We start from the raw sequence: 13,300 nt of genomic DNA, 5'->3' as shown, positions 1-13,300 counted from the left end.
ACCCGGTGCTCCTAGCCTCAGTAGATGACGCGGGACCGCGCGTCCAGCCGGAACTCGCGCGACTTGCGAAGATCCCTGGCCACGTTCAGCCGGCGCAGCCACCGGTCCGTCCCGTCGAACCGGGCGCGGAAGGGCTTGCGCCCGTGCACGGCCTTGTAGTTGTCGATGACGCAGATGTCGCCGGGTTCGAGCACGATCCCGGTCATGGCCGCGTCCACGGCCGCGGCGAGGGTGGCGAGCGCTTTCTCCTCGGCCTCTCCCTGTATTCCTTGCATATAGTGCGGATCGACGCAGAGATACGGGTCGTCCGGGGCGCCGAAAAGCACCGGCAGCGGCTTCGGATCGGTCAGCGCGCTTTCGACCTGGCGATAACTGCGGCGTTTCAGGTCGGCCACCCTCGGGTCGTCGTCCCGATCCGGGGCACGATTCTCCGGACGGTGCGAGTCGTCCGGCAGAATGAGAAATCGGTGCTCCCGGAGCAAGGCTTCCGTGGCCTCGTCGAGATGTATCGAACCGACCTCGGCGAAGGTCGTCTCCACCTTGTCGGGATTACGCAGGCAGAACAGCCCGAGATAATCCGTGCGGAGCGGGTGGAAGGCGTCCTCGGTGTGCCAGACCAGCGTTTCCGCGCTGCTCCAGCCGATTTGCTCGCGTTCGAAGCCGCGCATCGGGAAAACGTCGTGCATGATACGCCCGTCCTGCTGCGTCACCCAGCCGATCGGCTCCCCCAACAGGCTCATGACCAGGTAGAACGCGATGTCCAGCGACAGTGTCGGCGACGGCGTGGGACGCGATTTCCAGTCCTGCGGAGTGGGGCCGAGCGCGGCGTCGTCCACCGGCAGCCCGGAGATCACCAGCAGGCCCGACGGCTCGGCCAGCCGGAAATCGTGCAACTCCGCGCGGAGGCGTCTTGGCAGCTCGTCGGCATAAACCCGGCCGATTTTCTGGAATTGCGCGGACTCGACTCCCGGATGCTGCCGGGCGAGCTCGCCCGCCAGCTCCGTGATCGCCGTCGCCTCGTCTTTCCGCAGTTCGAAAGTCGACACAACTCGCTCCCTTCCTCGGCGACACCCGTCCGGTCAAGGTTCGGTCGTCGGAGGGCCGGAGCTCAATGTGTTTGAGCCTCAAGCTAAACAGGGCAGTCACGAAGCCGGTGTGCTAGCGTCGAAAAGGTATCAGCGAGCGTCCCGCGCCGGTGTCGGCCCCCGGGCGGAAGCGCCGCGCAAGTGAAATTCGCCGACGACCCGGCTCCTGGTCGGCGCTTCCCACGACGTCATTGACAGCGGAGGAGGACCCGGTGCGCCGATCACGACTGGCAAGGATCACCAGTGCGGCGGCTCATCTGCAGGTGTTCGCCATCGCGGGGATCAGCGCGGTGCTGCTGATCAGGACCTGGCTGGCGAGCACGGGCTACCCGAAACTCGGCACCGGCGACCTGCACATCGCGCACGTCCTGTGGGGCGGCCTGCTGATGGCGGTCGGGCTCGGCCTCACGCTCGCCTTCCTCGGCGAGCGGGCCAGGACATGGGGCGCGCTGCTCGGCGGGGCCGGTTTCGGCACGTTCCTCGACGAGGTCGGCAAGTTCGTCACCGAGCGCAACGACTACTTCTACCGGCCCGCCGCCGGCATCATCTACCTGGTCTTCGCCGTCCTCGTCGTGCTGGCCCAGTGGCTCAAGGGCCGCACCGGCTACACCGGCGCCGAGCGGACCGCCAACGCGCTGCACGCCGCCCTCGTCGGCGTCACCTCCGGGCTGACGGTCGAGCAGCGGCGCAGCGCGATCCGCCTGGTCCAGGACTCCGGCGACCCGCTCGACGCGGCCACGGTCCGGCTGCTCGGCATGGTCCCCTCCAGCGAACCGCCCCGCTTCCCCGCCGTGCGCGCCGCCCTGGCCTGGCTGGAGCGGTTGTGCCGGCGGCCGGTCGTGGTCGTGCTCGCGGTGGTCTACCTCGCCGTACGGGCCCCGCTGCCCCTGGCCGGGCTGGCCCTGGAGAGCTCCTACGACTCCCTCGGCCAGGAACGGGAGTGGGGAGCGGTGATCGGCCTGGCGGCGTCCGCGGCGGTGACGGTGCTGCTCAGCCTGTGGGGCGCGGCCCGGTTACGGTGGAACCGGGCGGCCGCCTTCCAGGCGCTCTACCTCGCGCTCCTGGTCGACATCCTGTTCGGCCAGGTGTTCGCGTTCATCGTGAACCAGTTCTCCGCGGTGCCGGGGCTGGTCGCTGACCTGCTGGTGCTGGCCGTGCTCGGCACGACGAACCGGCACCTGCGCAGAACCGCCCCGGCCCGCGACCCCGGCGACGGGCCGGGGGCGCGGGCCGGGAACGACGACCGGGACGGCTGAGGCTCCGGGAGCTACGACCGCGACGGCTCCGCCATGGCGACCGCGATCCGCCGCGGCCCCGTGTACGGCTCGCGCCCGTGCGAGGTGAGCATGTTGTCGATGACGAGCAGGTCGTCGGCCGCGTAGTCGAAGCGGCGGGAGGCCGCCCGGTAGCACTTGCGCAGGTGGTCGGTGACCTCGTCGGGGATGGCGCCGCCGTCGCCGTAGTAGGTGTTGCTCGGCAGGCCCTCCTCCCCGCACATCTCCAGCAGCCCCTCGCGCACGGCCTCGGGCAACGTCGTGACGTGGAAGAACGTGGCGTGGTTGAACCAGACGGGCTCACCGGTCACCGGATGCCGGTGCACCGCCGCGCGTACGGCCTCGGTGCGCAGCCGCCCGTCACCGAGCCAGGTCGCCCGTACGCCGTTGCGCTCGCAGTACGCGGTGACCTCGTCCCGGTCGGAGGTGTTGAACGCCTCCGACCACGGCATGCCGAGCTCGTCGTCGTAGGTGCGCACGACCATCCAGCCGCGCCGCTCGAACTCCTCGCGCACCGCCGGGTCGAGGGTGTCGTGCACCTCCCGCGTCGAGGCCAGGGGCGTGGCCCCCTGCGACTCCGGCGGCCGCATGCAGTGGAAGAACAGCACCATGGGCCAGACGGCCTGGTAGGAGTTCTCGTTGTGGAGGAAGATCTCCTCCTCGGGCGGGTAGTCGGTCGAGGTGTAGACGTTGCCCTTGATCACGCTGCGCGGCGACGACCGTTCGGTGTAGGCCAGCGGCGTCCCGGAGAACGCGCGCACGGCGGCGTCGAACCCCTCGACGCCGCCCACCTCGAAGCCGCGGAACAGCAGCGCCCCGTGGCTGGTCAGGCTCTCGCGCAGCGCGCGGTGCCCGGCCCTGATCCGGTCCTGGACGGGCTCGCCGCCGCCTTCGACGATCAGCACGGCTCACTCCTCCATCGCCGCGATGAGGCTCTTGGGCCGCATGTCGGTCCAGTTCTCGTTGATGTAGCCGAGCGCGCGCTCCCGGTCGGTCTCGGGCAGCGCGACCGCCCATCCGGCCGGCACGTCCACGAAGGCCGGCCAGAGCGAGTGCTGTCCCTCGTCGTTGACGAGCACCAGGTAGATGCCGTCGGGGTCCTCGAAGGGGTTCGTGCTCATCGTGCGTCCTCCCGTGAAGGTCAGTTGCGTTGTGAGATCAGGTGTCCGCCGCCGCGCAGCAGCGCCATGCCCAGCGACGTCAGCGTGTGCAGGGCCGTGTTGCGGTTGCGGGCGGTGGTGATGAGCCCGGCCTTGCGCAGCACGGTGGCGTGCTTGCTGGCGCCGGCCAGGGAGATGCCGAGCCGCTCGGACAGCGCGCCGGTGGTACAGCTGTCCATGAGCGCCTGCATGGCGGCGGCCCGGGTGTGCCCGACGAGCGCGCCGAGCGCCTCGTCGTCGGCCGTGGGCTCGGCCACCAGGTCCGACAGCACGGCCGGCGTCCAGGGGACCGAGACCACGAGCGCGGGCAGCCCCGTCTCGTGCTCCCTGTCCAGGAACAGGCAGTGCCTGACCTGGAGGAAGAACGAGGGGCTGAGCAGCAGGCCGTTGCCGTCGAGGTACACGTCGCGGTCCTCGTCGTGCGGGACCTCCAGGACCGGCGGGTTCCAGACCAGCTTTGGGTGCAGGGTGTCCAGCAGGCACTCGACACCGTTGGTGATCGTGATACGGCCGAACGTCTCCCGTTCGAGCTCCAGGTAGGCGCGCACCCGACCCCAGTACGGCAGCACCGCGGCCCGGCAGAACGCCAGCACGGTCGCGGTCGCCCATGGGACGGCGGCGTCCCCGGCGCGGAAGCCGGGCTCGCCGGGGGAGCGGTCGAGCAGGCCGAGCAGGTCGCCGAGCGGCCGGCGCTCGCGGGCCAGCCGATCCACCTGGCCGGCCGTGCCGTTCATGCGCTCGCGCACGTCCCTGCGCCACTCGCCGTGGACCGCGCCGCCGCTTCTGGCGAACAGGTCGAGGGCGAACACGCTCTCGGTCACCGGGCCCAGGGTCGCCGCCATGCGGAGACGTGCCAGGTCTTCGACCGTGAAATGAATCCGCAGCACCGCGGCTCCCATTTCGCATTTTCCGGGTTCGTCGATCACGCCGCGCCGCGGGAGAAATGCGCACGACGCGGTGGCCGCGTGGATCAGGGCGGCTTGGGCGATGAGGGCGTCCGCGGTGGGAGCCCCCAGTTTTGCTCAAGCTAACTCGGAGGCAGTTGGGAAGTCAACTGGCGTTGGTGGATCAAGAAATTCGCATCTACACCAGTTGATGACCGCCTGTGGGCAACCGTGAACGCCCTGCACAGGGGGCGCATGCCGGGCCGCGGGGCCGTGCCGCCACCACCCGTCTGACCGCCCTGTTTAGCTCCGGCGTCAATGAGCTGGAAATCGGCCGGGACCGTCCGGCACGCTCGAAAAAGGGCGGTCGGCGCACTTCCCGTCCTATTTCCGGTTCTTCCCGACGCGCGTTTCCCGACGCCATGGACAAGGGCTCAAGAATGGTAAAGAACGTCGTCATCGTGGGCGGTGGCACCTCGGGCTGGATGACCGCCGCATATCTCCGGGCGGCATTCGGCGACCGAATCGCCGTCACTCTGGTCGAGTCGAAGAACATCGCGACCATCGGCGTGGGAGAGGCCACGTTCAGTACGATCCGCCACTTCTTCGACTATCTCGGGCTGGACGAGCGGGAGTGGATGCCCGCGTGTCACGCCACGTACAAGCTGGGGATCCGGTTCGAGAACTGGCGCGCCCCGGGCCACCACTTCTACCACCCGTTCGAACGCCTGCGCGTCGTGGACGGCTTCCCCCTCACCGACTGGTGGCTCGACGCCCGCCCCGGCGGCAGCTTCGATCGCGACTGCTTCGTCATCAGCTGGCTGTGCGAGGCCAAGCGCTCGCCCCGCTACCTGTCGGGCGAGCTGTTCGAGCAGGACTTCACCGAGAACGCCGACGAGCGCGCCTACCGCACCACCCTGACCGAGCAGAACACCCAGTTCCCCTACGCCTACCACTTCGACGCCGCGCTGCTGGCCTCCTACCTGACCCGGTTCGGCACCGAGCGCGGCGTCCGGCACGTCCTGGACGACGTCGTGGACGTCCGGCTGGACGAGCGCGGCTGGATCGACCACGTGCTCACCAAGGAGCACGGCGAGCTGTCCGGCGACCTGTTCATCGACTGCACCGGCTTCCGCGGCATGTTGCTGAACAAGGCGCTGTCCGTCCCGTTCGTCTCCTACCAGGACAGCCTGCCCAACGACCGGGCGGTGGCGCTGCGGGTGCCCGCCGACATGGCCGGCCGCGGCCTGCGCCCCTGCACCACCGCCACCGCCATGGACGCCGGCTGGATCTGGACCATCCCCCTGTACGGCCGCGTCGGCACCGGCTACGTCTACGCCGGCGACTACTGCACCCCCGAGGAGGCCGAGCGCACCCTGCGCGAGTTCGTCGGCCCCGAGGCGGACGACCTGGAGGCCAACCACATCCGCATGCGGATCGGCCGCAGCGAGCGCTCCTGGGTGAACAACTGCGTGGCCGTCGGCCTGTCCAGCGGCTTCGTCGAGCCTCTGGAGTCGACCGGCCTGTTCTTCATCCAGAACGCCGTCGAGCAACTGGTCAAGCACTTCCCCGCCGACCGCTGGGACGACCGGCTGCGAGAGTCGTACAACCACCAGGTCGGCAACGTCATGGACGGCGTGCGCGAGTTCCTCGCGCTGCACTACCACGCCGCCGCCCGCTCCGACAACGACTACTGGAAGGACGCGGCCACCCGGCCCCTGCCCGACGGGCTGGCCGAACGCCTGGAGCTGTGGCAGGCGCGCCTGCCCGACAACGAGACGATCTTCCCGCACTACCACGGCTTCGAGTCCTACTCCTACATCGCCATGCTGCTCGGGCTCGGCGGCGTCCCGGTGCAGGCCCCGCCCGCGCTGCGGCACTTCGACCACGGCCGCGCGGAACGTGAGCTGCGGCTCGTCCGCGAGCAGGCCGAGGCGCTGGTCGCCAAACTGCCCAGCCAGTACGAGTACATCGCCGCCCTCAACGGCGACGCCATGCCCGGACGGCGACCCGAGCTGAGCCGGACACGATGATCCCGGCCGAGGGACCGGCGCGGATCGCCCTGTTCGGCGTCCTGCTCGCGGCGGTCCTCCTCCTCGCCTGGGCAGGGCGGCGGCTGGCCGGCGTGCTGCGCCAGCCGGCCGTGATCGGCGAGGTGGCGCTCGGGATGGCGGCGGGCCCGCTGGCCGTGGCCGTGGCCGGTCCCGGCGCCGCGCGGGCGCTGCCCCTCGACTGGCTGAGCTGGTGCGGGCATGCCGGCCTGGTGCTCTACCTGGTCGGCGTGATCCACGAGCTGCGCCTGGCCGCGCCGCTCGTCCGCGGCCGGGCGGTGGGCTGGACCGCGCCGGGCGCGCTCACCGTCCCGATGCTGGCCGGCGCCGCCGTGGCCGTGTGGGCGCTGGCCGGGGACGAGCCCGGCCTGCGCGGCACGGCCCCGGCGTCCGCGCTGGTCGTCTTCCTGGCGGTGTCGCTGTCGGTCACCGCCGTCCCCGTCCTGGCGCGGATCCTGTCCGAAGCCCACCTGGTCGGCACCCGGGTGGGGGCGTTGTCGATGACGGTCGCCACGGTCACCGACGTGGTGGCCTGGCTGCTGATCGCGCTGGCGGTGAGCCTGGCGACCGGCGGCCTCGGGAACGTGGCCGTGCTCGTCGCCGTCACCGCCGCGGCCCTGACGGGTGCGGTCGCGGTACGGCGCGCGCTGGGCACGGCCGCGCTCCTGCGCCTGCCCGCCCGCGCCCCGCGGGCGGCGGCGGTGCTCCTCGCCGTCTGGGCGCTGGCCGCCGCGGCGGCGATGCGCTCGTGGGGGCTGACCGAGATCCTGGGCGCGGCGCTCGCCGCCCTCGCCCTGCCACTGACGGCCCCGGCTCCCGCCCATGGGCCTGCCGCGGGCGGGGGCGAGGACCCGTGGGCAGGGCCCGTGCGGCTGGTCGCGGGCGCCGGGCGGCTGCTCGTCCCGGTGTTCTTCGTGGTCACCGGGTTCACCGTGTTCGCCGAGCCGTTCGCGGTGGCTCCCTGGTCGGCGATCGTCCTGGTCACGCTGCTCGGCATGGCGGGCAAGGCCGGGGGCGCGTACGCGGGCGCCCGCCTCGGCGGCGAGCCGCCCGGGACGGCGCTCCGCCTGGGCGTGCTGCTCAACACCCGGGGGCTGACCGAGCTGGTCGCGCTGCAGATCGGCCACGAGGCCGGGATCCTCACCCCGGCCATGTTCCTCGCGCTCGCCGTCATGGCGCTGGTGACCACGGCGGCGACCGGCCCGTCGTACGCCCTCCTCCAGCGGCCGCGACGGCCGCGCGGGACGGCCCCGGTACCCGTCGCACAGAACGGAGGCTTGCGATGACGGATCTCCCGCTGGTGGAGGCCCTGCCCATGACGCCGACGGTCGACCCCGACCGTTTCCGGTCGCTGATGTCCACCTTCCCGAGCGGCGTCGCCGTCGTGACCGTGACCGACCCCGACGGCCGCCCCCGCGGCATGACCTGCTCGTCGGTGTGCAGCGTCACCCTCGACCCGCCGACGCTGCTGGTCTGCGCCCGCAGCCTCAGCCCCACGCTGCACGCCATGCTCAAGACGGCGCAGTTCACCGTGAACCTGCTGCACGCCCACGCCCGCGACACCGCCGAACTGTTCGCCTCGGGCGCCGCCGACCGCTTCGACCGGGTCCGCTGGTCCGCCCGCCCCGCCTACGGCGGGCCGCACCTGGTGGAGGAGTCCCACTCCGTCGCCGACTGCCGGGTCGCCAGGACCGTGGAGGCCGGCGACCACATCGTGGTCTTCGGCGAGGTGTACGGCATCGAGCGGTGCGCGCCGGCCGTACCCCTCCTGTACGGCCTGCGCGCCTACTCGTCCTGGCGTCCGGGGACCGAGCCGTCATGACCGGCTCAGAAGGTGCCCGTCCACCGCAACCGCTGCCACGTCTGCGCCCACGGCAGGCGCGGCCCCCGGCACACCAGCAGCTCCTTGCCCTCCTCGAAGTGCGGGACGGCGAAGGTGAGCCGCCCGCGCGCCTCGCACCGGCCGAACAGCGCCGAGAACGACGCCCGGTCCACCCCGACCGCGACGACCACGTCCACGCCGTCGGCCGGACGGCCGAAGTCGGCGTAGGAGTTCTGGGCGCTGTAGGTCCGGGGCAGCCCGTACGCGCCGCCGTACCGGGCCAGCGCCCCGGCCTCGCCGTAGTTCTGGGCGTACACGACGGCCCGCCGCCGTTCGTCCTCCGGCAGCGCGCGGTGGACGGCGGACACCTGCGCGGCCAGGTCCGGCCAGCCGGTCTCCCCGAACTGCTCCTCGCCGAGCACGGCCAGCACCGGGTTCCCGGCGTACGTGGCGATCGGCAGGACCGGCAGCACCATGAGCGCCGCGAGCACCCCGTTGAGCACCGCCGCCGCCCCCAGCCACAGGCGGCGGCCGAGCGTCGCCGCCCGCACGCACCCGGCCGCCACCAGCACGGTCAGCAGCCCCTCGGTGTAGCGGGGCTCGGCCCCGAGCAGCATCAGCAGCGGCGCCACGACGAGGTACGCCGCGGCGACCGACCGGTACGGCCGCCACTCCGCCCGCCGGAGCAGGGCCACCAGCCCGATCACCCAGACCGGGGTGAGGAAGGGCCCGATCATGAGCACCTGGCCCACCAGGAAGTTGACGGCACCCGCCGGCCCGGCCGACATCTCGCCCGCCATCGTGAACTGCGGCCATCCGTGCGCGGCCTGCCAGACGAGTCCGGGCGAGGCGATCAGCAGCGCGACCCCGGCGCCGCCCAGGAGCCACCCGCCGCGCAGCACGCGCCGCGGCCCGGCGACGAGCAGCCCCGCCGCGAGGGCGACGACCAGCAGCACCACCAGGTACTTGGCCAGCAGCCCCACGCCGACGACCGCGCCCACGGCGAGCCACAGCCGCTCGTCGCCGGTCCGCAGGACGCGGATCACCAGCCAGCACGCCGTGACCCACACCAGGTGGTCGACGGCGGTGGGGTGCAGCACGTGCCCGGCGGCGAGCGTGGCCAGCGTGGCGGCGCAGACGCACGCCGTCAGCACCTGGAGCCGGCGTCCGGCGCCGAGCTCGCCCGCGATCAGCCCGGTGACCAGCACCGACACGGCGGTCAGCAGCGCCGGCACGACCCGGATCGCGGTCAGCGAGTCGCCGAACAGCACGATCTGCAGCCGGGCCAGCAGGGGGACGAGCAGCGGCTGGTCGACGTACCCCCACGCGAGGTGCTCGCCGGCGACCCGGAAATAGAGCTCGTCGACGTAGTAGCCGGGGCCGCCGGCGAACGCCAGAAAAACCGCGAGGACCGCGACGGTGACCACCGAAAGACCGATGACGGCCCTTTTCGGAGATGTCTCCGCCCGGGGTGGAGAAAGAGTTGCGACGGTGTCCACGAGAACCCCTTCCAGCGTTTGTGTGGAGGTGTAACCGCTGGTCGCAGCCTCCCATCGAGTCGATGAAGACACAACGGAATTGACTCGTCCGGAAAACACACAGCTCGTCGGCCGAGTCCTCCGGCACGCATTGACGGAAACGAATTGAGCGATTTATTTTGCGTCCGGGTATCCCACTCCAAAACGCACGTGAGGTGAATGTGATGCAGGAACTCCAGGCGAACAATCTCACCGAATTCGAATGTCTGGCGCTGAACAGCCCGCTGAACCTCGCCGACGGGCACGCCCGGCAGGCGCTCACCGCGAGCCAGGCGCGGATCATCGACGACCTGCCCAACCTGTTCGCCAAGGCCGCCGCGCGGGCTCCCGAGGAGGTGGAGCTCGACGCCTGCCGCGCGTACCTGGGCCTGCTCGGCCAGCACAGCCACCCGGTCGGCGAGGGCCGCGTGTTCGCCTGCTACTCCTCCTCGGTGGCCATGGAGATCTTCGCCAGGGCCCTGGCCCAGAAGGGCGACACGGTCGCGCTGATCCACCCGACGTTCGACAACATCCCCGACATCCTGCGCGGCGTGGGCCTGAACCTGCTCCCCCTGGAGGAGGACGTCCTGCACGGCGGCGACCTGCCCCGCGCCCTGCTCGACGCGGTGAGCTGCGTCTTCGTCACCACGCCCAACAACCCCACCGGCCGCGTGGTGACGGAGGAACGGCTGCGCGCCCTGGCCGCCCAGTGCGCCGAGCACGACGTCGTCCTGACACTGGACACCTCGTTCCGCGGCTTCGACCCCCGGGCCCACTTCGACCACTACCGGGTGCTGGAGGACAGCGGCTGCCGCTGGATCGTCATCGAGGACACCGGCAAGCTCTGGCCCACGCTGGAGCTGAAGATCGGCTGGCTGGTGACCTCGGCCAGGCCCGGCCTGCCCGTCGCCAAGGTCTACTCCGACATCCTGCTCGGCGCCTCGCCGCTCGTACTGGCGCTGGTGCAGCGCTTCGCCGAGGACGCCGCCGACGGCGGCCTGCCCGACCTGCACCGCTTCATCGCCGGCAACCGCGCGCTGGTGCGGCGCTCGCTCGCCGGCCTGCCGGACGTCGACTTCCCCGACCCCGCCAGCCGGGCCAGCGTCGAACGGGTCCGTCTCGGGCGGCGTTCGTCGCTGGAGGTGTGGTCCGCGCTGCGCGAGCACAACGTGTACCTGCTGCCCTGCCAGAAGTTCCACTGGGCCGACCCGGCCGAGGGCGACCACATGCTCCGCGTGGCGCTCGCCCGGCCGGCCGCCTCGCTCGACGAGGCGACGCGGGCCCTCCGCCTCGTCCTGTCCTCCCGATGAGCCTCACCCCCGCCGTGTCCCCGGGGCGGGGGCGGGCCGGGCCCGGGTCACACGCGCTGCGGTGGGAGGCGGGCGTCGTGCAGTCGGTGGCGCCGCCCGGCACGACCGACCTCGGCCCCGGCTACCTCGGCCCCGGCCTGCTGCCCGTGGACCTGCTGGCCGAGGCGTACACCGAGGCCATGACCGGTTACGGCGCGGCCGCCCTGGCGTACGGCGACGACCGCGGCGCGCTCACCCTGCGCGCGGCGCTCGCCGCCCGCGGGGTCGCGGGCGGGCCGCGTGGGGTGCTGGTCACCGCCGGCACCTCGCAGGCGCTGCACCTGCTCGCCACCGCCCTGGCCCGGCCGTGCGACGCGGTGCTCGTCGAGGACTCCTGCTACGACCTGGGCAGGCTCATCCTCACCGACTGCGGCCTGCGGCCGTACGGGGTGCCAGGGGACGCCTGCGGGATGGACCCGCAGGCTCTCGACGCGGCCCTGACCCGCATCCGCCCGGCCTTCGTGTACCTCAACCCCACCTTCCACAACCCGACCGGCCGGGTCGTGCCGCTCGGTCGCCGCCGCGAGCTGCTGGCCGTCGCACGCCGGCACGCGACGACGATCGTCGAGGACGACGCCTACGCCGACCTGCGCCTCGACGGCGACGCCGGACCGCCCGCCCTGGCCTGCCTGGACGGGCACCGGGGCGTGATCAGGCTGGGCACCTTCTCCAAGTCCCTGGCCCCCGGGCTGCGCCTCGGCTGGCTGACGGCCGAGCCCGCCGTGGCCGACCGGCTGGCCGCCCATGGCGTGTTCCAGAGCGGCGGCTGCCCGAACCACACCACCTCGCTGGCCGTGGCCACCCTGCTGGAGCGGGGCCACTATGACCGCCACCTGCTCTGGCTGCGCGAACGCCTGCGCGAACGGCGCGACGCCTTGGTGGACGTCCTTACGGCGCGGCTCGGCGACGGCTTCGCCCTCGACCGGCCCGCCGGCGGCCTGTTCGTGTGGGTGCGTGCCGACCGCGGGGAAGCGGGGCTGCTCGCCGCCGCCCGCCGCGCGGGCGTCCTGGTCGCCGCCGGCTCCCGCTTCGCCCCCGCTCCCGTCCCCGCCTCCGTCCCCGGCTCGGCGGCGGGCTCGGGCGGGGGAGCGGCGGGCGCCGTACGGCTCGCGTACGGACTCAACCGCCCGGACGAGCTGGCCGCCGCCGCGGAACGGCTGGCGGAGGTCTGGAACGCGATCCCCCGAGAGACCTGAGAACCCGATGCCCCGACAGGAGATGACCCCCTGATGACCGCACCCCCGCACACCGCACCCGAGCCCGCCGCGTCCCCGCCCGCCCTGCCGTCGCGTGGCGCGTCCCCGCACGGCTACACGCTCCCGCTCTCGCCCTCGGGGCGTGCGGCGATGGTCACCCCGCCGCCCTGGCACTTCTCCGGTGACGTCATCATGGCCGACTACCGCGTGGACCCCGAGGCCGCCGCCCGCTTCCTGCCGCCGGAGCTCACCTTGGGCCCCGACCCGGGAGCCGCCGCCGCGGTCTTCGCCGAGTGGCAGTGGTGTTCCGCCGACGGCGCCGAGCTGGCCGACCCCGCCCGCTGCCGGTTCGCCGAGTTCCTGATCCTGCTCGCCTGCGAGTACCGCGGCCGCCCCCTGGCCCGCTGCCCGTTCGCCTGGGTGGACGAGCCGGTGCCGCTGGTACGCGGCTGGATCCAGGGCATGCCCAAACAGTTCGGTCAGGTGCACCAGATCAGGCCGGCCCGGGTCGGCAGGGCGGGGCCCAGGCTCGCCCCCGGAGGCCGCTTCGACGCCGCGCTGTCGGCGGGCGGCAGGCGCGTCGCCGAGGCGGCCGTGACCGTCGAGGGCCGCGCCGACGGGCCGCCCCGCCTGCACACCGTCCCGCTGGTGCACACGCGGCTGTTCCCGGCCTGGCTCCCGGCGGAGGAACCGGTGACGCGGCTGGTGACCTCGGAGGTGAGCGACGTGGAGTTCTCGGAGATCTGGACGGGCCGCGCCGAGGTGCGCTTCCCCGACGTGCCGGACTCCGACCTGGCCGAACTGGCCCCGGTCGAGGTGGGCCGGGGGTACGTCTTCTCGTACGCGGAGACGCTGCACCATGGCCGGGCACTGGAGCCGGCGTAGACTCCCGTTAACGGAACGCTATTCGGTCGTCAACTGAAGTTAATTCCTCTGGTATGCTCGCAGCAGCGTCCCCTTCT

At 72.4% G+C, this 13,300-nt stretch carries 12 protein-coding genes; 7 read left to right on the top strand and 5 right to left on the bottom strand.

Annotated elements, in window-relative coordinates; all coding sequences use genetic code 11:
* Positions 1–17: 17 nt before the first annotated feature.
* Positions 18–1,046: a guanitoxin biosynthesis L-enduracididine beta-hydroxylase GntD gene (gntD, locus tag ABZ459_RS17590; RefSeq protein ID WP_357971287.1), complete on the bottom strand. Its 1,029-nt coding sequence runs from the start codon at positions 1,044–1,046 to the stop codon at positions 18–20.
* Positions 1,047–1,297: 251 nt separating this feature from the next.
* Here gntD and ABZ459_RS17585 point away from each other — a divergent pair, with 251 nt between their 5' ends.
* On the top strand, positions 1,298–2,341 hold the full coding sequence (locus ABZ459_RS17585) for a hypothetical protein (RefSeq protein ID WP_357971286.1): 1,044 nt from the start codon (positions 1,298–1,300) through the stop codon (positions 2,339–2,341).
* Between the two features lie 11 nt (positions 2,342–2,352).
* On the opposite strand, the gene ABZ459_RS17580 is transcribed toward ABZ459_RS17585, so the two are convergent.
* From ABZ459_RS17580 to ABZ459_RS17570, 3 genes are read right to left on the bottom strand one after another with little or no spacing between them, the layout of a single operon-like run.
* On the bottom strand, positions 2,353–3,264 hold the full coding sequence (locus ABZ459_RS17580; RefSeq protein ID WP_357971285.1) for a TauD/TfdA family dioxygenase: 912 nt from the start codon (positions 3,262–3,264) through the stop codon (positions 2,353–2,355).
* A 3-nt stretch (positions 3,265–3,267) separates the two neighbouring features.
* Entirely contained in the window at positions 3,268–3,480 is a 213-nt protein-coding gene (locus tag ABZ459_RS17575) for an MbtH family protein (protein ID WP_357971284.1), read from the bottom strand.
* Between the two features lie 20 nt (positions 3,481–3,500).
* Positions 3,501–4,406, bottom strand: coding sequence for a winged helix-turn-helix domain-containing protein (locus ABZ459_RS17570; protein ID WP_357971283.1), 906 nt, complete (start codon positions 4,404–4,406; stop codon positions 3,501–3,503).
* Positions 4,407–4,843: 437 nt separating this feature from the next.
* Between ABZ459_RS17570 and ABZ459_RS17565 the strand changes: the two genes are divergently transcribed.
* From ABZ459_RS17565 to ABZ459_RS17555, 3 genes are read left to right on the top strand one after another with little or no spacing between them, the layout of a single operon-like run.
* Positions 4,844–6,436, top strand: a complete 1,593-nt coding sequence (locus ABZ459_RS17565; RefSeq protein ID WP_357971282.1) for a tryptophan halogenase family protein — start codon at positions 4,844–4,846, stop codon at positions 6,434–6,436.
* Complete coding sequence (locus ABZ459_RS17560; RefSeq protein WP_357971281.1) at positions 6,433–7,740, top strand: cation:proton antiporter; 1,308 nt, start codon at positions 6,433–6,435, stop codon at positions 7,738–7,740. Before ABZ459_RS17565 ends, ABZ459_RS17560 begins: the two co-directional genes overlap by 4 nt.
* Positions 7,737–8,276 carry a flavin reductase family protein gene (locus tag ABZ459_RS17555; protein ID WP_357971280.1) on the top strand — a complete coding sequence of 180 codons (540 nt, stop codon included), beginning with the start codon at positions 7,737–7,739 and terminating at the stop codon, positions 8,274–8,276. The genes ABZ459_RS17560 and ABZ459_RS17555 overlap by 4 nt, the downstream gene beginning before the upstream one ends.
* 5 nt (positions 8,277–8,281) lie before the next feature.
* On the opposite strand, the gene ABZ459_RS17550 is transcribed toward ABZ459_RS17555, so the two are convergent.
* Complete coding sequence (locus ABZ459_RS17550; protein WP_357971279.1) at positions 8,282–9,703, bottom strand: glycosyltransferase family 39 protein; 1,422 nt, start codon at positions 9,701–9,703, stop codon at positions 8,282–8,284.
* A 275-nt stretch (positions 9,704–9,978) separates the two neighbouring features.
* On the opposite strand from ABZ459_RS17550, the gene mppP reads away from it, so the two are divergent.
* The 3 genes from mppP to mppR are packed head-to-tail and all read left to right on the top strand — an operon-like array spanning position 9,979 to position 13,223.
* Positions 9,979–11,103 (top strand): enduracididine biosynthesis enzyme MppP, encoded by a 1,125-nt coding sequence (mppP, locus tag ABZ459_RS17545; protein ID WP_357971278.1) that lies wholly within the window; start codon positions 9,979–9,981, stop codon positions 11,101–11,103.
* Positions 11,100–12,338 carry a PLP-dependent aminotransferase family protein gene (locus ABZ459_RS17540; protein ID WP_357971277.1) on the top strand — a complete coding sequence of 413 codons (1,239 nt, stop codon included), beginning with the start codon at positions 11,100–11,102 and terminating at the stop codon, positions 12,336–12,338. The genes mppP and ABZ459_RS17540 overlap by 4 nt, the downstream gene beginning before the upstream one ends.
* Before the next feature lie 33 nt (positions 12,339–12,371).
* A complete protein-coding gene (gene mppR / locus ABZ459_RS17535; RefSeq protein ID WP_357971276.1) occupies positions 12,372–13,223 on the top strand; it encodes an enduracididine biosynthesis enzyme MppR in 852 nt (283 codons plus the stop codon).
* The last annotated feature ends 77 nt before the right edge of the window (positions 13,224–13,300 follow it).

This window comes from Nonomuraea sp. NPDC005692, from assembly GCF_040631115.1.
In the GTDB taxonomy this organism is placed as follows: domain Bacteria; phylum Actinomycetota; class Actinomycetes; order Streptosporangiales; family Streptosporangiaceae; genus Nonomuraea.
The sequence above is the reverse complement of the archived record's forward strand: the minus strand, read 5'-3'. Positions and strand labels throughout refer to the sequence as shown.

What these genes read in the sequence shown, in the direction of transcription:
- ABZ459_RS17575 (WP_357971284.1), bottom strand. Translation starts at nt 3,480, where the DNA reads ATGAGCACGAACCCCTTCGAGGACCCCGACGGCATCTACCTGGTGCTC.
- ABZ459_RS17565 (WP_357971282.1), top strand. Translation starts at nt 4,844, where the DNA reads ATGGTAAAGAACGTCGTCATCGTGGGCGGTGGCACCTCGGGCTGGATG.
- ABZ459_RS17560 (WP_357971281.1), top strand. Translation starts at nt 6,433, where the DNA reads ATGATCCCGGCCGAGGGACCGGCGCGGATCGCCCTGTTCGGCGTCCTG.
- ABZ459_RS17555 (WP_357971280.1), top strand. Translation starts at nt 7,737, where the DNA reads ATGACGGATCTCCCGCTGGTGGAGGCCCTGCCCATGACGCCGACGGTC.
- mppP (WP_357971278.1), top strand. Translation starts at nt 9,979, where the DNA reads ATGCAGGAACTCCAGGCGAACAATCTCACCGAATTCGAATGTCTGGCG.
- ABZ459_RS17540 (WP_357971277.1), top strand. Translation starts at nt 11,100, where the DNA reads ATGAGCCTCACCCCCGCCGTGTCCCCGGGGCGGGGGCGGGCCGGGCCC.
- mppR (WP_357971276.1), top strand. Translation starts at nt 12,372, where the DNA reads ATGACCGCACCCCCGCACACCGCACCCGAGCCCGCCGCGTCCCCGCCC.